General features: G+C 59.9%; 21 protein-coding genes. 3 read left to right on the plus strand and 18 right to left on the minus strand.

What is annotated here, in order from left to right:
- Position 1 precedes the first annotated feature (1 nt).
- From DUD43_RS01500 to DUD43_RS01585, 18 genes are all read right to left on the minus strand, one after another.
- Positions 2 to 1642: a (2,3-dihydroxybenzoyl)adenylate synthase gene (locus DUD43_RS01500; protein WP_153228849.1), complete on the minus strand. Its 1641-nt coding sequence runs from the start codon at positions 1640 to 1642 to the stop codon at positions 2 to 4.
- Between the two features lie 41 nt (positions 1643 to 1683).
- A complete protein-coding gene (locus tag DUD43_RS01505; RefSeq protein ID WP_153228850.1) occupies positions 1684 to 2370 on the minus strand; it encodes a 4'-phosphopantetheinyl transferase family protein in 687 nt (228 codons plus the stop codon).
- Position 2371: 1 nt separating this feature from the next.
- Entirely contained in the window at positions 2372 to 3088 is a 717-nt protein-coding gene (locus tag DUD43_RS01510) for an ABC transporter ATP-binding protein (RefSeq protein ID WP_153228851.1), read from the minus strand.
- Positions 3085 to 3843, minus strand: a complete 759-nt coding sequence (locus DUD43_RS01515; protein ID WP_153228852.1) for an ABC transporter ATP-binding protein — start codon at positions 3841 to 3843, stop codon at positions 3085 to 3087. The genes DUD43_RS01510 and DUD43_RS01515 overlap by 4 nt, the downstream gene beginning before the upstream one ends.
- The gene (locus DUD43_RS01520) at positions 3840 to 4778 is read right to left on the minus strand and encodes a branched-chain amino acid ABC transporter permease (RefSeq protein WP_153228853.1); all 939 of its coding nucleotides are present in this window, start codon (positions 4776 to 4778) and stop codon (positions 3840 to 3842) included. Before DUD43_RS01520 ends, DUD43_RS01515 begins: the two co-directional genes overlap by 4 nt.
- Positions 4779 to 5660 carry a branched-chain amino acid ABC transporter permease gene (locus tag DUD43_RS01525; protein ID WP_021447074.1) on the minus strand — a complete coding sequence of 294 codons (882 nt, stop codon included), beginning with the start codon at positions 5658 to 5660 and terminating at the stop codon, positions 4779 to 4781. It lies immediately after the preceding gene.
- The gene (locus tag DUD43_RS01530) at positions 5657 to 6859 is read right to left on the minus strand and encodes an ABC transporter substrate-binding protein (protein WP_228125867.1); all 1203 of its coding nucleotides are present in this window, start codon (positions 6857 to 6859) and stop codon (positions 5657 to 5659) included. The genes DUD43_RS01525 and DUD43_RS01530 overlap by 4 nt, the downstream gene beginning before the upstream one ends.
- A 252-nt stretch (positions 6860 to 7111) precedes the next feature.
- Complete coding sequence (locus DUD43_RS01535) at positions 7112 to 7573, minus strand: MarR family winged helix-turn-helix transcriptional regulator (protein ID WP_042488605.1); 462 nt, start codon at positions 7571 to 7573, stop codon at positions 7112 to 7114.
- Between the two features lie 117 nt (positions 7574 to 7690).
- Positions 7691 to 8467, minus strand: a complete 777-nt coding sequence (locus tag DUD43_RS01540; protein ID WP_228125868.1) for an ABC transporter permease — start codon at positions 8465 to 8467, stop codon at positions 7691 to 7693.
- A 40-nt stretch (positions 8468 to 8507) separates the two neighbouring features.
- Entirely contained in the window at positions 8508 to 9293 is a 786-nt protein-coding gene (locus DUD43_RS01545; protein ID WP_153228854.1) for an ABC transporter permease, read from the minus strand.
- A complete protein-coding gene (locus DUD43_RS01550; protein WP_153228855.1) occupies positions 9290 to 10054 on the minus strand; it encodes an ABC transporter ATP-binding protein in 765 nt (254 codons plus the stop codon). The genes DUD43_RS01545 and DUD43_RS01550 overlap by 4 nt, the downstream gene beginning before the upstream one ends.
- Complete coding sequence (locus DUD43_RS01555; protein WP_153228856.1) at positions 10051 to 11025, minus strand: ABC transporter substrate-binding protein; 975 nt, start codon at positions 11023 to 11025, stop codon at positions 10051 to 10053. The genes DUD43_RS01550 and DUD43_RS01555 overlap by 4 nt, the downstream gene beginning before the upstream one ends.
- Positions 11022 to 12038, minus strand: coding sequence for a 3-hydroxybutyryl-CoA dehydrogenase (locus DUD43_RS01560; protein WP_153228857.1), 1017 nt, complete (start codon positions 12036 to 12038; stop codon positions 11022 to 11024). Before DUD43_RS01560 ends, DUD43_RS01555 begins: the two co-directional genes overlap by 4 nt.
- A complete protein-coding gene (locus DUD43_RS01565; protein ID WP_153228858.1) occupies positions 12038 to 13120 on the minus strand; it encodes an NAD/NADP-dependent octopine/nopaline dehydrogenase family protein in 1083 nt (360 codons plus the stop codon). Before DUD43_RS01565 ends, DUD43_RS01560 begins: the two co-directional genes overlap by 1 nt.
- Before the next feature lie 164 nt (positions 13121 to 13284).
- Positions 13285 to 14064 (minus strand): alpha/beta hydrolase, encoded by a 780-nt coding sequence (locus DUD43_RS01570; RefSeq protein ID WP_153228859.1) that lies wholly within the window; start codon positions 14062 to 14064, stop codon positions 13285 to 13287.
- A 6-nt stretch (positions 14065 to 14070) separates the two neighbouring features.
- Entirely contained in the window at positions 14071 to 15204 is a 1134-nt protein-coding gene (locus DUD43_RS01575; RefSeq protein ID WP_153228860.1) for an ABC transporter substrate-binding protein, read from the minus strand.
- Positions 15205 to 15217: 13 nt separating this feature from the next.
- On the minus strand, positions 15218 to 16003 hold the full coding sequence (locus DUD43_RS01580) for an ABC transporter ATP-binding protein (RefSeq protein ID WP_153228861.1): 786 nt from the start codon (positions 16001 to 16003) through the stop codon (positions 15218 to 15220).
- A 3-nt stretch (positions 16004 to 16006) separates the two neighbouring features.
- On the minus strand, positions 16007 to 17059 hold the full coding sequence (locus tag DUD43_RS01585) for a FecCD family ABC transporter permease (protein ID WP_153228862.1): 1053 nt from the start codon (positions 17057 to 17059) through the stop codon (positions 16007 to 16009).
- A 98-nt stretch (positions 17060 to 17157) separates the two neighbouring features.
- Between DUD43_RS01585 and DUD43_RS01590 the strand changes: the two genes are divergently transcribed.
- The 3 genes from DUD43_RS01590 to DUD43_RS01600 all read left to right on the plus strand — a co-directional run bounded on the left by DUD43_RS01590 (position 17158) and on the right by DUD43_RS01600 (position 22630).
- A complete protein-coding gene (locus DUD43_RS01590; protein WP_228125869.1) occupies positions 17158 to 17898 on the plus strand; it encodes an alpha/beta hydrolase in 741 nt (246 codons plus the stop codon).
- Positions 17899 to 18055: 157 nt separating this feature from the next.
- Entirely contained in the window at positions 18056 to 21256 is a 3201-nt protein-coding gene (locus DUD43_RS19160; protein ID WP_228125870.1) for a helicase-related protein, read from the plus strand.
- A 180-nt stretch (positions 21257 to 21436) separates the two neighbouring features.
- On the plus strand, positions 21437 to 22630 hold the full coding sequence (locus DUD43_RS01600) for a multidrug effflux MFS transporter (protein WP_153228864.1): 1194 nt from the start codon (positions 21437 to 21439) through the stop codon (positions 22628 to 22630).
- Positions 22631 to 22636 lie beyond the last annotated feature (6 nt).

The following is a 22636-nucleotide window of genomic DNA, read 5'->3' on the forward strand; positions in this document are numbered from 1 at the left end:
ATTATTCTTGCGTTGTGTTTTCTAATTGCTCGCGCAACTGGGCGCGCAGTTCTTTGCGGCTGATCTTCAAGGCCGCTGTTTCCATGAAACGATCCACAAACACGATTTGATCCGGCACCTTGAAGTCGGCCAGACCGCGGCTGCGTATCCATTTCTTCAGCTCAATGGCGCGTGGCTTCTCATCCTTGGGGATGATGAAAGCGCAGCTGCGCTCGCCCAGGAATTCGTCGGGTATCGACACCACGGCGGCATCAAAGACCTGCGGGTGGGCCAGCAGATGGTCTTCAATTTCCTCGGCGGAGATTTTCTCGCCAGCACGGTTGATGTGGTCAGTGGCACGGCCCTGAACCATCAGATTGCCTTCGGGCGTCATGCGTACCACGTCGCCTGTGCGGTAAAAACCGTCCTCGGTAAAGGAGCGGGTATTGGCCGACGGGTTGTTGTGATAGGCGCGGATTGTGTAGGGGCCACGAGTGAGCAGGTAGCCGGTTTCGCCAGGGGCGACCGGTGTGCCGTTGTCGTCCACGATCAGGATTTCATCGTCCGGGCTGATAGGACGGCCCTGGGTGTTGATGATGACGTCCTCGGGATCGTCCAGGCGGGTGTAGTTCACCAGGCCTTCGGCCATGCCAAACACCTGCTGCAAGGTCACGCCCAGGGTGGGGCGCACGCGCTTGGCTGCTTCGGAGTTCAGCTTGGCACCGCCTACCTGAATCACTTGCAGCGATTCCAGATTGGCATTGGTCTTGGTGGCCGCATCCATCCACAGCATCAGCAGCGGGGGAACCAGACTGGTGTCGGTCACGCCTTCGCGCTCGATCAGCTCAAAGCAAACGTCCGGGCTGGGGGCAGGGCTCAGTACCACTTTGGCACCGGCGTACAGCGCACCCAGAAAACCGGGCGAGCTCATGGGAAAGTTGTGAGCAATGGGCAAAGCGCCCAGGAACACACTTTTCTCGTCCAGACCGGCAATCTTGGCGCTTTCGCGCAAGGTGTAGATGTAGTCGTCGTGCGTGCGGGGGATCAGCTTGGACAAGCCTGTGCTGCCGCCTGAAATTTGCAGGAAAGCCACTTCGGAAGGCTGGGCGGCCGATACGGGCACGTCCACATTGGCAGCGCTGCTTTGCAACTGAGCCAGGGAGGTAAATTCTTGTGCCTCGCCCACGATGTAAACCTGCTCAATTTGCGGGCAGCGTTCACGCAGCTCGCGCACCAAAGGCAGGTAAGCAAAACCGGCATGAGCATCAACACCTATATAGGCGCGTGCTTCGGCGGAATTGGCAAAGTGTTCGACTTCGGTGATGCGGTGCGCAGGCAGGACGTACACGGGCAACAGACCGGCACGGAACAGGCCAAAGATCACACTGACAAATTCAGGGATGTTGGGCAGGTGCACCAGGACGCGGTCGCCCTTGCGCAGACCGGCTTGCAGCAGGCCTGCCGCGATCTGGCTGGCGTACTGATCCAGCGCGCCATAGGTCCAGCGCTGGGTGCCGCCAACAATGGCTTCGCGTTCCGGGTGGTTTTGCGCGCGCGTGCGCAGCAAAGCGCCAAAAGTTTCCCCTTGCCAGTGTCCAGCATCGCGGTATCGCTGGGCAAAAGCGTCAGGCCAAATTTGTTCAACAGGAATAGATTTCATCATGGTAATGAGAACTATTACATAAATAAGTTAGCTTGTCAGATTTACTCGTGGTAAGTCAGCTTAGCGTCAGGCAGTTGAATACTGTCCAAAAAGCTGACTGTCCAGGGAGCAAAGGAAGTGTTCAGACAGACCGCGGCGGCATAGTTTTCCACCGGCCGGTGACTGTGCACCACCAAACCTTGCAAGATGGGATGGGGGGATTGTACGGTGCATCCGTGATCTGGGTGACCGTCCAAGGATAATTCTTGAGGCTGAATATGAAAACTCGTGCCTGCTTGTTTCAGGGCGGCTTCTTTGCCACACCAAAGCGCGTAGAAGTCCAGATCGCTCTTTAGCCAGGAGCGCTCGGACGGCACACTGCAATGTTCGACCAGCCCCGGTTTGACGGGCAGGCGCATGGCTTCTATGTCTACGCCTATGGTTCGGTCGGCTATTCCGATCAGCACACGCTCGCCGCTGTGCGACAGGCTGAAGTGCAGATCGCTATCGTCCAGATCCAGCACCGGCTTGCCATGTTCCAGATGGGTGATGGGAACGGCGCGCGGCGTGCAGCCCAGCAGGGGCGCCAGAAAATGGCGCAGCGCACCGTGGGCCAGCAAGCTTAAATGCTGATCCGACTGCTGTCGGCGGCGGGCAATCATCGCCAAGGTGCTGTCGGGAATCTGGTTTCGTAACCAGGATTCCATACCGGGGGGCAGGGGAAGCGACAAGCTGTACACAGACAGCATGTCAAAGTCCCAAATGGCGTTGCAAAAGGGCCGCGTCCTGGCGAAGCTGTTCGGCAGGGCCGTCGTAAACCAGCTGACCATTGCCTAATAACAAGGCGCGATCGGCCAGTTGCAGGGCCAGACTCAAATTCTGTTCGGCAATCAGCACGGTAATGCCTTGCTCGTTCAGTGTTTGCAGTTGCGGCAGCAAGGTGTCCTGAATCGTCATGGGAGCCAGGCCTTCGCTGGGCTCGTCCAGAACAATAATGGAGGACTGCGTCAGCAGCGCACGGGCCAGTGCCAGCAATTGTCGTTCGCCACCACTCAAGGCCGAGCAGGAGGATTGACGGCGCTCGTACAGACGCGGCATGGCCTCGTAGATGCTGCTCAGCGTCCAGCGATCATCGGAGCGTGGACGTCGCGCCAGCCCGGCCAAACGCAGGCTTTCCTGCACGGTCAGCGTCGGGAAGCGTCCCCGGCCTTGCGGCACCAAAGCCATGCCCAGCAGGGCGATTTTGTGCGTGGGCCAACCTGCAATGTTTTTCCCGTGCACATTGATTTGTCCGCTCCATTGCGGGCCCATATTGAACAGGCAATGCAGCAGGCTGGTTTTGCCGGCACCGTTGCGGCCCAGCAGGGCTACGCTTTGTCCGGCGGGAATATCCAGCGAAATTTCTTGCAGAATGTCGGCACGGTCGTAGCGTGCATGCAGGCCCGAGATGTTCAGCGCTGTGCTCATGCTGCCTCCAAAGCCAGTTCACCCAGATAGGCCTGACGCGCGCCTTCGTGCTGACGCACAGCGTCCGGAGTGTCGCAGGTCAGCAAGGTGCCGGACGACAACACGGCGATCCGGTCACATTCCTGGAAAACAATATCAATGTCATGGCTGATCAGCAGCACGGCGCATTGGCCGCGCATGGCATGGACCAGCGCCATGACTTCACGCGATTCGGACTCGGACAGACCCGCGGTAGGCTCATCCAGCAAGAGCACGCGGGGTTGCTGCGCCAGGGCAATCAGCAAATCCAGAATGCGTTGCTCGCCATAGGACAGGGAGCGGGCCAGCAAATGGCCTCGACCAGCCAGGGCACTGTGTTCCAGCAAGGCTTCGGCAGCTTTCTGGCTGGCGGCGCGGGCGTCCTTGCGGCCCCACCAGTGGTAGGCGCAATCTTTTTTGATGCGCACGGCCAGGGCCAGGTTTTGCAGCAGGGTCAGTTCGGGGAAAATGCGGCTGGTTTGAAAGCTGCGCACCATGCCTTGCTTGGCGCGTTCAATCGGGCCCAGACTGCGCAGGTCCTTGCCTTCCAGAAACACCTGGCCGCTGGAAGGCGTGGCCAAACCGCTGATGATATTGAACAGCGTGGTTTTGCCTGCGCCATTGGGGCCAATCAGCCCCAGGGTTTCGCCCGCCCGCAGCTCCAGGCTGACGTCCGTCAGAATGTCCAGACCGCCCACATGCAAGGCCAGTTCGCGCGTGCTTAATAAAACGCTCATGCAGACCTCTTGCGTCGTTCTGCCAGACCGTTGGGCATGAACAGAACCGTCAGCACAAAGATCAAACCTACCAGCAACTGCCAACGATCCGTGTAGGAGCTCAGGTAGGTCTGGGCAAACAGGTAGAAGGTGGCACCGATGAATGCGCCTCGCCAGGTGCGTATGCCACCGATCACGCCCATGATGATGAGTGTGGCCGAGAAGCTCCAATGCACTTGCTGCGGGCTGACGTACTGATTCGCAAAGGGATACAGGCCGCCAGCCGCACCCGCTACCGCACCTGCAATCATGAAGGTGTAAAGGCGGATGCGCCATGCCTGATAACCCAGGGCAGCCATGCGCAAGGGCTGGTCACGCAGGCCGGTCAAGGCCAGCCCGATTGGGGCACGGCTGAAGGAGCGCAGCAGCAACCAGCAGATCACTGCCAGCACCAGGGCCAGAATCATCAGGGTGTAGGGGGCGCTCAGGGGCAGATCGCCCAGGCTCAGACGCGGGAAGCCGCGCAGGCCATCGGCACCGCCGGTGACATCACGCCAGCGAAACGCCACTTCCCAGATCAATTGACCGGCGACCAGCGTCGCCACCATGAAGAACAGTTCCGAACTGCGCAGGCTGATCAGCGCCATCAAAACGGACAGCAGGGTGCCCGCCACCATGCCCACCAGCAGCATCAGCGGCAGGGACGCGCCCCAATACTGGCTGCTGACAGCGGTGGCATAGGCGGCAAAGCCAAAGACGGCACCGTGGCCCAGGGAGACCAGACCGCCGTAACCAATCAAGAGGTTGATGCTAAGGACAGCGCAACCAATCAGCAGGGCTTCGGTGCCAAAGCGCCACAAGAAGGCGTCGCCCCAGAAATAGCTGCTGAGCAAGACCAGACAGGCCAGAGCGGGCCAAAGTCCAGTGCGCAGCAGGCAGGTGTTGAGCTTGTTCATTTAAACCTGACGCGTAGCGGATTTGCTCAGACCATTGGGCCAGCAAAGAAGAAGCCCCAGCATGACGGCTAGGGTGGCAGCATTGGCAAAGGCCGGGACCCAGACGCGGGCAAAGGTGGTGACGAAACCCAGAATCAGTGCGCACAGCAAGGTGCCGCGTACCGAGTTCAAGCCGCCAATGACCACCACCAGCAAGGCCAGCAAGAGAATTTCTTCATCCAGACCAGGGTAGACCGACAGCATCCCTGCGCCCAAGGCACCGCCCAAACCGGCCAAACCGGCGGCCAGTGCCATGCCGATGGCAAACAGGCGACGCGAGTTCAAGCCCAGGGTTTCAACAATCTGGGCGTCCTGTACGCAAGCGCGAATGGCTGCGCCCCACAGGGTGCGATCCAGCAGGAACCAGAACAGCAAGGCCAGCGTCAGGCCGGTGACGATCAGGAATAGGCGATAGGTGGGGAAGGGCAGGCCCATGATCCACACCCCGCCACGCAGCACTTGCGGCAGCATGGGCGAGAGCGTGTCGGCGCTGAAACCCCAGCGCATCAAGTCCGCCAGAATCACGGACAGGCCGTAGGTCAGCAGCACCTGCATCAAGTGGGTACGCTGGTAGAACTGGCGAAAGGGGAAGCGGTCCAGCAACAGGCCCATCAGCCCGCACAGCGCAAAAGCGGCGGGGAAGGCCAGCCACCAGGGCGCGCCGGATGCCAGCCACTGGACGCTGATATAGCCGCCCAAGAGGAAAAAAGAGCCGTGTGTCAGGTTGATGAAGTTCATCAGGCTGAGCACTAAAGACAGCCCCAGCCCTGCCAACATCAGCAGGGCTGAGAATGACAGGGCATTGAGGATTTGAAGCAGGAAATAAGACAAGGTGGAGCTCAAGAACGCGGGCCGGGGTCCTGGATGCGCTGGTAAGTGTGAACCACGGTGTTAAAGGGGCGACCTTGCGCGTCTTTTTCCACCCGGTTGACGTAAATATCCAGAATGGACTGGTTATTGCGCGGGTCAAAAGCCATGGGGCCAAAGGCGGTATTGATGGGCTTGTCCAGCAGGGCTTGCTTGAAGGCGGCCTTATTGGACAGATCGCCCTTGACCGCATCCAGACCGGCCTTGATGACCTGGCCGGTTACGTAACCGGAGGTGCTGGCCTCGCCGGGCAAACGGCCACGGCTGGCCTGGTAAGCAGCCACAAAGTCCTGGGCAGCCGGAGCGCCGGGCGATTGGTGGAAGGTGCTGACGCCACCCAAAGCGGCTTCGCCCACAGCGGTAATCACGTCTTCCTGATCGAACAGGGCGCCGGGGCCCACGATCTGGATCTTGCCGTGCAACTGGTAGTCCTGCATTTGCTGGTGGAAACGAACGGCGTCGGCACCGGCCAGGAAGGTGTAAACAAACTTGGGATTGCTGGCAGCCAGATTCATCAGGATAGGCGCGAAGTCGGGCGTACCCAAGGGTGTCCAGATGCGCTCGCCCAGCGTGCCGCCTTGTTCCTGATAGGTTTTGGCGAAGTCGTCAATGTATTCGCGGCCTGCGGTGTAGTCCGAACCCAGCGTGATACCGCCGGATTTTTCGATGTGCTCGAAAGTCCACAAAGCGCCAGTGTGGCCCAACATCCAGCTGGTTTTGGTGGGGCGGAACACGTAGGGGCTGGCGGCTTCACGGGCCAGACCATTGGCAGCGGCGTTGGAAATGAAGGTGGGCAGTTGCGCATCGTGCACGATGTCACGGATGGCCAGCGCGATATTGGCGCTGATGACTCCGCCCAGTACGTCGATCTTGTCGCGCTCGATCAGCTTGCGCACTTTACGGATGGCTTCGTCCGGTTTGCCGTGGTCGTCTTCTACCAGCAACTGAACCTTGCGCCCGCCCATTTCGTAATTGCACTGTTGCAGCATCAACTCCAGACCGGCGCGCATGCTTTCGCCCAGAGAGGCGAAGGGGCCGGACAAGGAAGTCAGCAGGGCAATTTTCAGGGGACCGTCTTGGGCGCGAAGCAGGCGGGGGACGCCAAATAGCAAAGGGCTGGCCGCAGCGGCCAGCAAGAGCTGGCGACGTCCAGCGCGAGTAGGAGAGAGAGTCACGAGATCTGATTTCCGTAAGAGAACCAAGCGTACCTGGCAAGACATCTCAGGTCGCTGCGCTACTACTAAATGTTAATCATTATCATTTTATGGTCTTTCCTGTCGTAAATAAAGGCTCATCGCCCTTGAATGTCCATTTCAAGCCTGGACGATCAGGGGCAACAGGCCCCGATGTGGGGCGGATTCAGGGGTGACAGGCGAGTGAAAGCGGCCAAGGGGACGCTTTACAGGAAAGACGGCAGGGCGTGACGCTTAGCGGGCATCCCCATTGATATTGGCGCGAATGCGGTTCAGAAACTGACGCAGCTGGGTCAGCTCTTCAGCCGAAAAGCCCTGAATGGCACGGTGATGGATGTCCAGAGCGGCGGGCAGGACGCGCAGAAAGTGCTGGCGACCTTGTTCATGCAGATGGATCAGCACACGGCGTTGGTCCAGCGGATCGGGCTGGCGGGACAGGTGGCCCGCATTTTCCATTACCACCAGGGCGCGCGACAAGGTGGTTTGATCCACGTCCGTATATTGCGCCAGGGTGCTGACGCCCAGGCCATCGGTTTCGTTCAGAAAAGCCAGTACGCGCCAATGCAGCAGGGTCAGTTCATGGCTGCGCAGCAAGGTTTGAAAGTCAGCATTTAAGGCCGAGGTGCTGCGATTGAGCAGATAGGGAATAAACGTATCGTGCCCGGTATAGGCGTCGGTCAGAGGACGGCTGGCCATAGTGAAGCGGCTTCCTTGATGCAGAAAAAAAAGCAGGCTACTCGTTCAGAGTGATTGAGTGAGCCTGCGAAAGCCCGGTCAGCGCTGCCATTGACCGGGCAAGTGGTTGGTTCAGTCTCAGTTCGTATGATCCACTTTGCGCTGCAAAGCGGCAATCGTCAGGTTCAGTGCGAAGCCCAGCACACAGATCCAGACCAAGGGTACAAACATATCAATCGTGCGGTAGCTGCGTGCGGCGGCGGTCAGCATATGGCCCAGACCGTCGGTGGAGGCAATCATCTCGGCCAGAAAAACCACCACGCAGGCAATCACGCCGGCCACCCGGACACCGGCCAGCACGGTCGGGCTGATGGCGGGCAAAATGATTTTCCACAGGCAGGCACTGCGGGATGTGCCCGCGGCACGTGCCGACCAGATCAGCTTGCGGTCCACGGTTTGCGCCGCCACCCAGCTGGCCATCAGCACAGGGAAAATCGCGTCTGAAACCACCAGGGCGATTTTCGATGAGCTTTCAAACCCCATGATCAGGATCAGTGCCGGGTAAAGGGCGATCTTGGGGATAGGGGCCAGCAGGCGGATCAGGGCATCCAGCAGAAACGAGCTCCAGCGCGTCAGCTGTGCAATCAGCGCCAGGGCGACACCGGCCACACAGGCAATCAGCAAACCGCTTAGCAGGCGGTAGACCGTAATGCCCAGGTTCTGCCAGAAGTCCGCCTGACCGGCCAGTTCCAGTACACGCATCAAAATGGAAGAGGGGGCCGGCAGCAACTGCGGGCTGACCCAGCCCGAGCGGGTGCATAGCTCCCAGACAATCAGCATCAGGGCCGGACTGATGCACAAAGACAGTCCCGACAAATCCCGGCGTTTGGCCGGGCGGGTTTGAGTAGAACGCATAGCTTGTCCCGGTGAGGCTAAGGTTTTGGTGGTCATAGCGTCATCCTTTGTCCATCAGGCTCTGGGTAGAGTCATGCCAGTGCGTGCAGCGTTTGCGGACAAACTCGAACAGCGCATCGCAGGCAATGCCCAGCACGGCCAGCAGCATGATGACCGCGTACACCGTGGAGTACTGCGCCATATCCATGGAGGTGAACAGCAGATTGCCTATGCCTTCCTGACGCGCAATCATCTCGGAGGACACCATCACGATCAGGGCCATGACCACCCCGACGCGGCAGCCAATCATGACTTCCGGCAAGGAGGCGGGCAGCACAATCTTGCCCAGACGGGCCAGTGGACCCATGCCCATGGATTGGGCCACCCAGATCAGCTTGGGCTCGATACGGGTTGCGCCGTGATAGCTGTGATAGAGCAAAGGCAGGGACACGCCCAGCGCAATGACCAGGATCTTGGAGAAATCTCCCAGACCGAACCACAGCATCAGGATCGGCATCAAGGCTGCTTTGGGCATGGGGTAGGCCAGGGCCACCAAGGGATAAAAGGCGGTATAGACCAAGCGACTGCGGCCCATGGCCAAACCCAGCGGCACGGCCACGACCAGCGCCAGGGCATAGCCTGCAAACATGCGGCCTACCGACTGCAGGATGGCCGACCAGGCCATCGGGTCGCTGATCAGGGCGGGCAGTTCGCCCAGGGCCGCCCAGGGGCTAGGGAAGGAATCCAGCCCCACCCAACGGGCCAGCCCCGCCCAGGCCAGCAGCACCAGAATGGCCGCCATGACCAAAGAGGCCCAGCGATTTTCATACCAGTGCTGTGGCGTCATGGGTGGGCCTCCGCCATCAGGGATTGCTCCAGACGAATAATGGTTTCCTGGTAAACCGGATTGCGCAGCAGCTCGCTACGGACGCGGGGGCGGGGCAAGTCAATATCCACCACCTCCTTGATGCGGCCAGGCGAGCCAGTCATGACAATCACGGTATCGGACAGAAAGACCGCTTCGTCCACGCCGTGCGTCACAAAGACCACGGTATTGCGCAACTGCTCCCACAAGCTGAGCAGTTCCGTTTGCAGGGTGACGCGCGTATGGGCATCCAGCGCCCCGAAGGGCTCGTCCATCAGCAGGATGTCCGGCTCATAGGCCAGGGTGCGGGCAATGGCCGCGCGCTGACGCATGCCGCCGGACAGTTCACGCGGATAGAAGGCGGCGTAAGGCCCCAGCTTGACCTTGTCCAGCCATTCGCTGGCGCGTTGTTCGGCCTGGGCTTTAGGCATGCCTTGTTCGCGCATGCCGTAGGCCACGTTTCCCAGCACGGTTTTCCAGGGAAACAGGGCATATTCCTGAAACACCGGGCCCCGGTCTGGACCTGGGCCGGTAATGGGCTTGCCCTTGACGCGGATCTGGCCGCTGGAGCAGGACTCAAAGCCCCCTAACATATAGAGCAGGGTGCTTTTGCCGCAACCGCTGGGTCCCAGAATAGACACAAAGCGCCCTGCCGGAATGCTCAGGGCGATGTCTTGCAGGGCCGTATGGCTGCGGCCCTGCCGGGTGTTAAAGGTTTTACCGACACCATCCAGTTCAATCATGGTGTTGCCTCACGTAAATCAGCCCGATAGAAGTCCTGCACGTTCAAGGCTTTTTTCAGGAAACCAGCCTTGTGATAGCGGTCGTAAGTGCCCTGGATGGACTCCAGATTGGGCTGCATGTCCGGGACGCGAGCAAAGTCCTTGTCCGTGAACAGGTACTGGGCCAGCAGGTCTTTGGGTGCACGGGTAATTTGTGCCGTCACGTCCACGGCCAGCGATGGGTCTTTGCTAAGCATGCCCATGGCTGTCTTCAAATCTTGCACGTAGGCACGCACTACCTCGGGGTTGGCGTCGCTATAGGATTTGCTGCAAGCCTCGAAAATCTGCACCGAGGGGCTGGCCACTTCGGACAGGGAGAACAGCTTGCGCAAGCCGCCTTTCTTTTCGTTCAGCAGGGCAAAGGGCTGGGCCATGGGGCCCGCATCAATGCGGCCACTGCGAATCGCGTCAGCCGCAGGTGGAAAGCCGGTTTCAACGATTTTCACGTCCTTGTCCGGGTCAATGCCGTTCTGGCGCAGCCACAGCAGCATGTCGAAGTACACGCCAGCCCCATAGGCGTTGGTGCCAATGACCTTGCCTTTCAGATCAGCCGCCGTCTTGATCGGGCTGTCTTCCTTCACCGCCCAGTAGACGGAGAAGTGATCATCATCCGAGTGCACGTGCTGGGCCACGATATAGGCTTCCAGACCGCTTTCGATAGCGCCATTGGCCAGCGACATGGGGGCCATGGTAGAGCATTCCAGAACGCCAGCGCGCATGGCTTGCACCATGGGCGAGGTGCCCTGGAACTGGGTCCACTGTATCTGGTATTTCTTGCCCAGTTGCGGGAACAGTTCGGGGCGCTTGGCCATCAGATACTTGGCTTCCTCGCCCGGAATGGTCCAACCTACCCGTAGGGTGGGGACTTCCTGAGCCTGGCTCAGACCGTGACAGCTCATCAGGGCAAACAGCAACGCAGCAGTTTTTTTCATTCCTGTGTCTCCTTGGCAAGGTTCTCGGCGCGGGCAGGGGCCAGGCCGATGTGATCCAGCATTCCCAGTACGCGGGCCAGCACATCGCGGCGGTATGCCTGTTGCTGGTCCACCGGGTATTCATGAAAGCCCTGTCCGCTGCGCAGACCGTTGCGTCCACTTTCCATATAACGGGTGATGATGTCGGGTACGGCGTAGCGTTCCGGGTCCAGGTTCTGCGATAGATACTGTCCGGCGTGATACAGAATGTCGTTGCCGCCGTAGTCGATGAACTCCAGTACGCCGATGCTGGCAAAGCGGAAGCCCAGGCCGTAGCGGGTGGCTTTATCAATATCAGCAGCACTGGCCACGCCTTCCTCCACCATGCGAGCGGCCTCGTTCATGATCAGGGTTTGCAGGCGTGGAACGATGAAACCGGGGTGGCAGCCACAGACCACAGGCACTTTGCCGATGGACTCCAGATTGCTTTGCAGACGACTCAAGGTCTGCTCGCTGGTGCCGGGGTGGGCGCTGATTTCCACCAGTGGAATCAGAAAAGCCGGGTTGAGCCAGTGCGCGTTCAGGAAGCGCTCGGGATGGCTCAACATGGGGGCCAGATCCGAGGCCAGCATGGTGGAGGTCGTGGAGGCGATCAGTGCATCGGGCTGGGCCAGTTCACCGATACGTCCCAGGGCGTCGGTCTTGGCTTCCCGTGTTTCGGGCACGCCTTCGTAAATCAGATCGGCCTGGCCCAGCACTTGCGCGGCGTCGCTCAAGGGGGCGACGCCGATGCAGGCCAGATAGCCATCGATCTGTTCGGCGGCGAACATGCCCAGGTCGGCCAGCTGTTCCAGCGTGGCACGCAATTCCTGGCGTATTTCGGCTTCCAGACGGGCGCTATCAGCAGGCTGACGGGGTTTGAAATCCAGTAGGGTCACGGCTTGGCCGCGCAGCGCATAGGCCAGGGCGATGCCCCGCCCCATGCGACCTGCGCCCACCGCAACGATACGTTTGATCGGGGCGGGCGCGTTCATCAGGCTCTCCCGGCTTGCAGCATCTCTTGCAGTTGCTCGCGGCTCATCTTGTCCAGACCCAGGCTGGCCAGAGTGCGTTGGCCCTGGCGCAGATCTTCACCCACGATGGCACCGGCAATCGCCAGCAAGCCCTTGGTGACGGGGGCGTCCACACCGGCCCAGTCGGCTACGGAAGCGAAGAAGGCCAGACCCAGCATGGTGTCTTCACGCATGTAGCGGTGCTCGTGCAGGTCGATCTTCTCGCGCCAGTCGCCGCTTTTTACCAGCTTGGAGTGCGAGGAACGGTCGCCATACATCCACTGGTCGTTTTCGTAGTGGTCGGACAGGGGGAAGTGCGGGGCACCGTAGCCCAGCGCTTCACGAATACGCATGCGTTCATTGTCCAGCTGCGTGGTCACGGCACGTACCGAGGGCTGAGTGCCTTCGTTATGAATATCCCAGGCCGGGAAGTGCTCCAGCGGGCCTGCGTTCATCATGATCAGTGGTGGGTGGATGATGGGGCCAGCATTCATCAGGGCACCGGACAGGGCATCTTCGCAGCGCTCCACGCTGGGGAATACCTTGCCAATCACCTCCAGGGCGTGATCGGTATTGCGTGCGGGGTACACGCCGGTAGGCAGGCGGGTGGCGCGGGTGGTGATGTTGATGACGGTATCGCCATGCTTGCGGGCCAGCCAGGGCAGGGTGCCGGTTTCAGCCCAGCTGACGTCGGCCTTGTTGCCGGTGCCGCGCACGATCTCGCTCATGATGAAGGAGCCAAAAGTGCCTGGTGGCAGGAACACGACCTGGCCGTCCGTCAGGTGGGGAGCCATGACGCGGGCAATATCGGTTTGTGCAATAGCGGGCGAAGGAATCAGCACCAGGTCGGCACCGGCGATGGCCTCGCCAATATCGGCGCAGACTTTGGCAATGGGGATGTCGCGCTCGCCCGCTTCGTCTTTCAGTGTCATGACCGGACGGTCCAGCAAGGGTTGCAGCTGAGCCGTATCACGACGCCACAAACGTACTTCGTGACCCTGTTCGCTCAAGTCTGCCGCTGCCGCGTAACAACCGTGCCCGCCACCTAATACCGCTACCTTCATATTCGTCTCCAATCTCTTTTTTTGATTTCTATGCACTTGCATATAAATACAGACTAAAAGATGTTGAGGCCTAAAACAAGAGGAGGAATGGGGGGAGTTACCCTAGGGCGGGAAAACTTGGATAGGGGCTGAAAAGGCGCAGGATGCGCGCAGAGAAAATGCGGCTAAGCCGCGCCGCAGGCCAGTTCCAGCGCCCGCAGGGTGGCTTGGGCCAGAACATGGCCGTGACCGGCTCCGGGCAGAACATGCAAGTTTGCCTGCATGCCTTGAGCTTGCAATTGCGCTTGCAGTTTTTGCATGGCGGGCAGGGTAGGCACGCCATTTTTGCGTCCTTCCGGTCCCGCTGCCTGAGCGCTAAGCGGATACCAGGCCTCGGAGGCACCGGCCAGAATATCCACCTGCACCGGCTTGCCCAACTGCTCCAGCAAGGTCCAGATCAGGGGATCGCGCCACCACAAAGAAGGGCTGGCGCACAGGTAGTGCTGGATGGGCAGACTGTGCTGGCTAAGGGCATACAGCACGAACAGACCGGCGTAGGAATGGCCGTACAGGCTGATGCGCGAACGGGTCAGTGCGGGCTCCATTCTTTGGGCCAAGGCCAGCGCCATGCGCACTTGTTCGATCATGGCGGGCGCGCCACCCGCTTGCCATTGGGGAACGCGCGGGTCTTCCCATAAACCACCGTCCGGGCCGGGCGGGGTGTAGTCCAGGGCGCGATACCGAGTGATCTGATCGCGCTCGCCCTGGTAGCCCAGCGACAGAATCGCACAGTGCTGCAAGGCGGGGTGACCGCTTTCTTCCAGCAAGGGCAAGGTCCACTGACCATCGAGCAGGCACAGCAAAGGCAGGGGGCCTTGTGCAGGCTTTTCGTCCGGCAGGCGCAGCAAGACGTGATGGGGATGGCCGCCTGCAGGCGGCAGTTCCAGTGGAAGCAGACGAGACATGAAGGCTTAGGGGGCGGGCTTCAGATCAATCATGTAGGTGCCTTCCATGGGTACGGTCAGAAAGCGCTGGTTCACCTCTTCCAGCGTTTTCAAGGCCGAGACCCCTTCAAAACGATCCGGGTGAATCCAGGTTGCCAAGGCCTCAATGAAAATCATGTGCAAAGGCGAATCGTTGAAGGCGTGCCAGATGCCGTGGCTATTGCCGCTGCGCACGGCTGGCAAGGCTTGCAGACGGTTGCCATCGATAATGGCCTGTAAGCTTTTACGGGCCTGTTCTTCGCTGACGCCTGTGCCAATGGCCAATCCACCGGAGGTGGTGCGCTTGCCTGCGCCTGTGCCCGTGGCCACATAGACCACAGGAGCGCGGGAGTGGATGTACTCAAAGTTCAGCTTGCCGGTGGAGCTTTTCAGGACATCCGCGCCAATATTGTGGCCGCCTGCATAGCTGATCATGTCGTTAAAGGTGCCTGCACCGGGAGAGTTGCAGCAGTCCGTGCTGCCTGCATGGGCGTGCACGAACACAGGCGGGTGATCTTCCTTGGGGAGATCGGCCAGTCGCTGGGCCACGCCTTGCATGTGTTCTTCGTAGAACTGAATGAATTCGTCGGTGCGTTCTTTCTCACCCACGGCGTAACCCAATGCGCGCAGGCTGGGCACGGTGTTTTCCAGTGGATTTACAAAGAAGTCGATCACGATGACGGGCACTTTGGCGGCGGTCAGACGCTGGATCAGTGCCGAATCGCGTGTGTCCTGACCGGGTGTCAGGCCGGCAAAGGCAGCCGTCAGCACCACCAGATCCGGGCGCAGGGCCAGGGCCTGTTCGACCGAGAAGGTATCCGCGGTATGGCGACCCACAACAGGAATATTGGCCAGTTGCGGGTAGCGCTTCAGATAGGTGTTGTATTCGTTGGAAAAGGAGGTCTTGAACTCGTCTGACCAGCCTGCAATCAGGGTGGCTGGTTCCGGGTGGACCAGAGCCAGCACCTGGAAGTGGCGTGCCTGGGTCAGCACAACGCGCTTGGCCGGGCCGGGCAGGGTAACGGTACGACCCATGGCATCGGTAACTTCGATGGGCTGGGCCTGCACGCCCAAAGGCAAGAGCAAGGTCAGCGACAACAGCAGGTGGCGCAGGATGTTCATGGGTTCTCCGAGGTCACAGCACAGGCTCTTGCAGCCCGTCGATAATGATTTGCAAGGTGCCTTGCGAGCAGCTTTCCACGCGGGCACGGACACCATAGGCCTGGGCCAGCGAGTTGGGGGTAATTACCTTGGAAGGCTCGCCTTGTGCCAGCAGACCACCGCCTTCGATCATCAGCGCATAGTCGCTGTGGCGCAGGGCCACGTTCAGATCATGCAGCACGATCAGGGTGATCAGATTATTGTCGTGGGTTTCCTGGGCCAGCAAATCCATCACGTGGAATTGGTAGTTCAGGTCCAGAGCAGACAAGGGTTCGTCCAGCAGCAGCAAGGTCGGCTTGCGGATCAAGGCCTGTGCCAGGCCCACTAATTGCTTCTGGCCACCCGAGAGCTGATCCAGATAATGCATGGACAAGTGCGCAATGCCCAGACGCTGCAGAATGTGCATGATGTGGTCGTGATCCACATCGCGGGCATGGCCGCCGGGGGCCGAGGCATTGGCCGCTACCAGTACGGATTCAAACACACGCAGGTGGACCGAGGCGGGCAGGGACTGGGGCAGGTACACCACTTTTTGGGCGCGCTGCTCGAAGCTGACGCCGCTCAGTTCCTGGCCGTCCAGCAGGATCTTGCCGGTGGTGGGCTTGAGCAGCCCCGCCAGGGACTTGAGCAGGGTGGATTTGCCGCTGCCATTGGGGCCCAGCAAAGCCACCAGCTGACCGGGCTGCAAAGGCTCGATGGTCAGCTTGGACAGGATTTCGCGTTTGCCGTAAGACAGGCTCAGATCGTGGACTTCAAGCATGGTTCACTTTATTTGGCGTCGCAGCACAACGCCCAGGAAGAAGGGCACACCCACCAGCGAGGTGACAATGCCGACCGGAATAATAATGCCGGGCACAATGTTTTTCGAGGCAATCGAGGCCAGCGACAGAATCACGCCACCGACCAGCGCACTGCCGGGCAGGTAGAAACGGTGATCTTCACCAAACAGACGGCGTGCGATATGCGGTGCAATCAGGCCCACAAAGCCGATGGTGCCCACAAAGGACACGGCCAGCGCTGCCAGCAAGCTGATACGCAGCAGGGACACCAGACGCAGGCGTGAGACATTGATACCAAAGCTGGTGGCTCGGTCTTCACCCAGACGCAGGGCGGTCAGTTTCCAGGTATCGCGCAGGGACAGCGGCAGAATCAGCGCAAACACCGCCAGCATGATGCCGACCTTGCCCCAGGAGGAGCGCGACAGGCTGCCCATGGTCCAGAACACCAGCCCTTGCAGGGCTTCGGCGCTGGCCACAAACTGCACCAGCGAAACCAGTGCGTTAAAGGAGAACACCAGCGCAATACCAAACAGCACCAGATTGGCGGTGCTCATGGCGCCCCAGCGGGCGACTGCGTCCAGCAGCAAGGCGGACAGCAGCGCAAAAATGAAGGCGTTGGCGGCAATGGTCCAGGCTTGCGGAATGCCGGGAATCGACAGGTCCAGCACAATGGCCAGGGATGCGCCAAAAGCCGCTGCCGAGGAAATCCCCAAGGTAAAGGGACTGGCCAGCGGGTTATTCAGGATGGTCTGCATTTCCGCGCCGGACAGGCCCAGCGCCAAACCAATGGCCATGGCCATCAAGGCATAAGGCAGGCGGATTTCCCAGACGATGACGCGCGTGGTCGGGTCGGACTGTTCCGGGTTGAACAGTGCGTGGCTCAGTTCTCCCAGGCTAAGACCCGAGGGCCCCAACATGAAATCGGCCACAATCGAGGCCAGAATCACAAGAACCAGGGCTCCAACCAGGAGCCAGCGACGTCTGAGGATGTGTTGATAGTCGGCCAGCGCAGGGGCCGGAACAGCAGATGTGGACATTAAGTGTCTGAATGATAACCGTTTACATAGAAAGAAAGTATAGTTCATCAGCCGGGCTTTGGCGCCCTTACCGCGATTCTTTTATGCAGCTTGAACATTTGGATTTTCTTTCCCCATTGGGCCGACAGTATCGTCTGACTTTGGCCTGGCCGGACGCGCCAGCGCCTGTAGATGGTTGGCCATTGCTGTGTGTGCTTGATCTACCGCAATTTGAAGCGGTGCAGGCCACCTGTGAAAAGCAGGCTCCACAAGCCTGTGCCGTGCTGGGGATAGGTTATGGCGGGGAGGTCTGGCGCGATCAGGACTTCACGCCCGCGCTGAATGGGGAAGCGGGCCATGCGCCGGATTTTCTGGCCATGATGCAGGACGTGTTCTTGCCCTGGGCTTATGCTCAAGCGCCCTTGAATGCGCAGCGGCGTCTGCTCTGTGGCCATTCCCTGGGTGGCCTGTTTGCCTTGCAACTGCTGTATCAGCAGCCGGAATTGTTCGATGCGCTGGTAGTGTCCAGCCCTTCGGTCTGGTGGGGAGAGGGCTATCTGGCTCGATTGCTGGCTCAACCCTTGCCTAAAGCTGCCTTGACGATGCCCGTACAGTTCTCCGTTGGCGAGTTCGAGCAAAGCCTGGGCCCGGCAGAAGAAGCCATGCCTGAGGACAAGCGCGAGCTGCGTCGTCTGCGTTTGCAAGAGCGCCGCATGGTGGATGGCACCCGCGAACTGGCGCAGGCTTTGGCGCAGCAACAAGGTGGTGAGCCGCGTTTTCGCATCGTGCCGGGCTGTAATCACAGTCAGTCCGGTTTGGCCGCCTTGCCGCAAGCTTGTCTGGAATGGCTGGCTGATTAGGCCTGTGTCTTCTTGCCCACAAAGACGTGCAGCACGGTGATTGCCTGTATCCTCTGAACGTCCCGGAGCAGACCCGTATAATGCTGCTCATGCTTGCTTGAACCGGCTTTTCTGCCCTTCTCGTTCTCTTCTTCCCGTATTTTCAGGTCCCCGCCCTATGGCTGCGCGTCGCGCTTCGTCTGTTTCCGATTCTCCCGTCCCCACTCAAGCGGGCTTGCTGCTCCATCCCCAATGGCTGGATTATCCGCGTCTGGAAGGTGTGGCTCGTCAGGTCGCCAAGAAAGCACGTTTTCAGGACCGGGCAGGCATACGGCGCGTATGGCTGAAAGCCTGGCGCTTGCCGCAGGACGCTGCCTTTTTCAATCAGATCATTGCGGCTGAGCTGGGCTTGAAGGATGCGGACCAGCGCCTGGAGTCCCAAGGTGTGCCCGAGGTCGTGATTCGGACCCTGCGCCTGCTGTATCAAATGAGCGCAGACAAGCTGGAAGCGGATATTTATGAAGTCCTGCGCGAGCAACTGCTTGAACAGCGTGGTCAATTGGCCGGAGCGATTGCCTCCCAGTCCTTGCCTTTAAGCGAGAACTGGCCCGAAGCCGAGCGCGCTCCGCGCTTGCAGGCTTTGGTGCAGGCCTGGCAATCCTTGCCCCTGGCCCAAACCTACCTATGGCAGTTGCAGGCCGAGCAGCGTGACCGTGATCAACGTGCCCAGCGCTGGGAGCAGGCCCAAAAAGAACGCGAACAAGCGCGCCAAAAAGAACAAAACGACAAGCAGCGCAAGTTCGATCAAGCCCAGGAGCGTTTGACAGCCTGGCTGAAAGAGCAGGGTTGCGAACCGCAGCGCATCACCCTGGAGGCCTTTGAGGGCCTGCAAGCCGGTGAGCCTGCTCATTGGTTCATGACGGTGTATGGCCGCAATGCCAGCGCCGCTGTATTAACCCAGGAATTCAAACTGGATGCTGAGCAGCAGGAGTTTTTGTTGCAGGCCCAGGCACAACGTCAGGAACGTCAGCGCGAGCAACGCCAGCAGCGCTGGGCCTGGGAGCAGGAGTGCATAGGGTCGGAAGAAACCATGGCCTTGCTGGGTATTACCCGGCAGGAATACGAGCTGTGGCTGGCTGATCGCCGTTTGCCCAGTACCAAGCTGGAAGTGCGTGGTGGAGCCGCTGGGGGACGTGATCGCGTTGCCCATCACCCGGATTTATTGGTGGCGATTGATCAGAACCAGATTGAACAATGGCGCGAGCAACATGCCAGCACCTTGAGCAATCGTGAACGTGCGCAGTACCAGCGAGCCGCCGACCGTGCCCGTACGCAATGGCGTCAGCAACAAGTGCTGAACCAGATCAAGAAGCAAGAAGAGTGCGATTACGAAATTGACCCGGAAGATCCACTGCGCCTGTGGTGGCACAAGGATTTGTGGCTTGCAGTGAATGTGCCCGTAGCGGGTGAACGTCAGCACTGGCGCGCCAATGTGCGTATGCAGGCCGCCGTGCCGTTGCCACGTACCGGCTCGGAGCTGGACCGATTGCCCGCCCGTGTCACGGTCTTGTTCAACACGGCGGCTCAAAACCGTTTGTCCCAGCGTCTGGAAGATTCGCTGGATGCGTTTTTGCAAACCCAGCGCCCTCTGATTGATGGCTCGTCCTTTCTGGAATTGGCCAAAGCCTTGCGCATGGCTCTGGAAGAGGGCATCGAGCAAAAGGAAATCGAGGCCGGGGATTTTGAAAAACGCCTGCTGAATGGCCCGGTGCGCCGCATTCTGGAAAGTGTAGAGCAGCAGCGCGCTCAGGACTTGATGCGTCTGGGCGACTTCCCGGAAATGTTCAGTCTGGCCCGTGGTATCCGCCGCCATCTGGTATTCCGCTTGGGGCCGACCAACTCGGGCAAGACGCACGAAGCTCTGGAAGCTCTGATGGAAGCGCGATCCGGTGTGTATCTGGCACCGCTGCGACTGCTGGCCATGGAAGTGCGTGACCGTCTGATGAATGCCGGTATCCCCTGCAATCTGGTGACGGGCGAAGAGCGCGTGATGGTGCCCGGTGCCCAGCACACCGCCTGCACGGTCGAGATGATGGACCCCACGATGGAAGTGCGCGTGGCTGTCCTGGACGAGATTCAAATGCTGCAAGACGAGCAGCGCGGCTGGGCCTGGACGGCGGCCTTGGTCGGTGTTCCGGCCCGTACTCTGTTTGTCTGTGGTGATGCCTCGGTCTTGCGTCCTTGCGAGCGTCTGGTGCGCTCCATGGAAGAGACCATGGAGCTGGAGTTTACCGAACGCAAAACCCCGCTGGAGGTCATGCCTTATCCGGTGGACCCGCCGCGTGCGACGGGCAAGCAAGGGCGCCAGGAAGCGCCGTGGCGTGGTCGCAAAGACCGTCAACGTGAAGCCCAGGGCGTCTCCAAAGGCGATGCGGTGGTGGCCTTCACCCGTAAGGATGTACTGACGCTCAGTGCTCGCTATCGCGCCCAGGGCTGGAAAGTCGCCACGATTTACGGCGCGCTGGCTCCCGAAGTGCGTCGTACCGAGTCCGAACGTTTTTCCCAAGGCGAGGCCGATGTGTTGGTCGCCACCGATGCGATTGGCATGGGTTTGAATCTGCCGATACGCCGCGTCCTGTTCTCTACCGTTCACAAGTTCGACGGCCGCTCCATGCGCGCCCTGAACGCCACCGAAGTGCGCCAGATCGCCGGACGGGCAGGCCGCTACGGTCTGTACCCCAAAGGCTATGTGGGGGCGATGGACAAGCAGGACTTGAACCATGTCCGTGCCCAATTGCAGAGCGACGCCCCCAGCGTGGATTTGCGCTTGCCCATTGCACCCAGCCCCGAGCACGTGCAGGCACTGGCGTCTTTATTGGATAACAACAATATTGGCGCGGTGCTCCAGTACTTTGCGCAGAAAGTGGCTTCCGACAGCCCCTTGTTCCAGACAGCGGGTTTGAAAGACGCTATCGAGCTGGGCTTTTGTGTAGACCGTCTGGCTCCCAAGCTGGACCTGCGCGAGAAGTTCACCTTTGCGTGTGCGCCGGTGTCCGTGGATAAAGATACGGAGCTGGATTACTTCAAGCGTTGCCTGTCGGCCTATGTGGCACAACGCCCCATGGCCTTGCCACCGGCACCGTCCTGGTTGAAATCCGCCAGTCCCTCCCGCCTGGAAGACGCGGAATTGCTGAGCAAGCAGATCAGCCTCTACGCCTGGTTCAGCATGAAGTTCCCGCAAGTGTTTGACCAGGGCCCGTGGTTGCCGGAAGTGCGCTCTCAGGTCAGCCGCTTTATTGAGCGCAGTCTGCTGCATCAAAGCGGTTTCGGGCAGACCAGCCGCGAGGCTTTTGGGACGCCGTCGCCGGGCAGACGCTGATCCTTTTTTCAGACAAGTGGTTACCGGACCGGCCTGCACGGAAACAGGCTGGCTCGATCCGCTTTATATCGTTTGATACACTATGCCCTGTGCGGACGTGTCCGTACGGTCCGGTTAAGGGGTACCATGCCCCTATCCCTGCGCCGATTCTGGCGCCCTCCCTGTTTTCCAAAGCTATCTATGAATTACCGCAAGCTGACCTTGGTGTTGGCGGCGTTGGCGATGCTGGGGCCTTTTGCTACCGATGCCTATCTGCCGTCATTTCACCGTATCGGTGTTGAATTTTCCGTTGACCAGTCAATGGTTCAGCAGACCTTAAGTCTGTATCTGTTTGGCTTTGCCTTCATGAGCCTGTTCTGGGGCATGTTGTCCGACAGTTTCGGGCGGCGTCCCGTGATTCTGGCCTCCCTGATCCTGTTCCTGATCGGGTCCGTGGGCTCGGCGCTGGCCCCCAGCTTTTCCTGGCTGTTGTTCTTTCGTTTGATCCAGGGCTGTTCGGCTGGTGCAGGGCGGGTCGTCGGTCAGGCCCTGGCGCGCGACTGTGTGCAAGGGGTGCAGGCCCAGCGCTTGTTTGCCCACATCACCATGGTGTTCAGTTTGGCGCCCGCGCTCGCTCCGGTAATGGGAGGCTATTTAAGCAGCTATTCGGGTTGGCGTTCTGTGTTCTGGATGCTGACGGTGCTGAGCGTCGGCCTGATTGCGCTGTGCTGGCGGCAACTGCCTGAAACCTTGCCCGTGGCCTCGCGCCAGCCTTTGAAGCTGTGGGTGATTCTGGCCAATTACGCACGCGCCTTGAGCAATGGCCGCTTTGTGCTGGCCATCTCCGCAATTGCCTGTGCGTTTGGTGGTTTTGCCTTGTACATTTCGTCCGCTGCCAGCTTTGTGATTGGTGTGCTGGGCCTGACAGAAACCGCCTTTGCCTGGCTGTTCCTGCCCTTTATTGGCGGTATGTTGGGCGGTTCTATCCTGAATGCCCGCTTTGCCGAGAAGCTGGCCCCGGCACGCATGATTCGTCTGGGCCTGTCCATCATGCTGGCTGGAGCGACGTTCAACACCGTGTACAACCTGCTGTTCCAGGCTGAAGTGCCTTGGGCCGTGATGCCGATTTTTGTGTACGCCTTTGGCATGTCCATGGCCTTGCCGGGCATGACGGTGGTGACCTTGGGCACCTTCCCCACCATGCGCGGCCTGGCCTCTTCGGTACAAAGTGCCTGGCAAATGCTCTTGTTTGCCACCGTGTCCGGTGTGGTGGCTCCGCTGCTGTTCGATAGCGGCTTGTTGCTGGCCCTGGGCATGTTGTCGGCGGCTGCCTTGTCGGCCGGGTTCTGGTGGTGCAGCCAGTTCCGCTCCAAATCTACCAAGGCGTCCGCCTAAGCCTTA

The sequence above is a fragment of the Alcaligenes faecalis genome, assembly GCF_009497775.1.
Classification (GTDB): domain Bacteria; phylum Pseudomonadota; class Gammaproteobacteria; order Burkholderiales; family Burkholderiaceae_B; genus Alcaligenes; species Alcaligenes faecalis_D.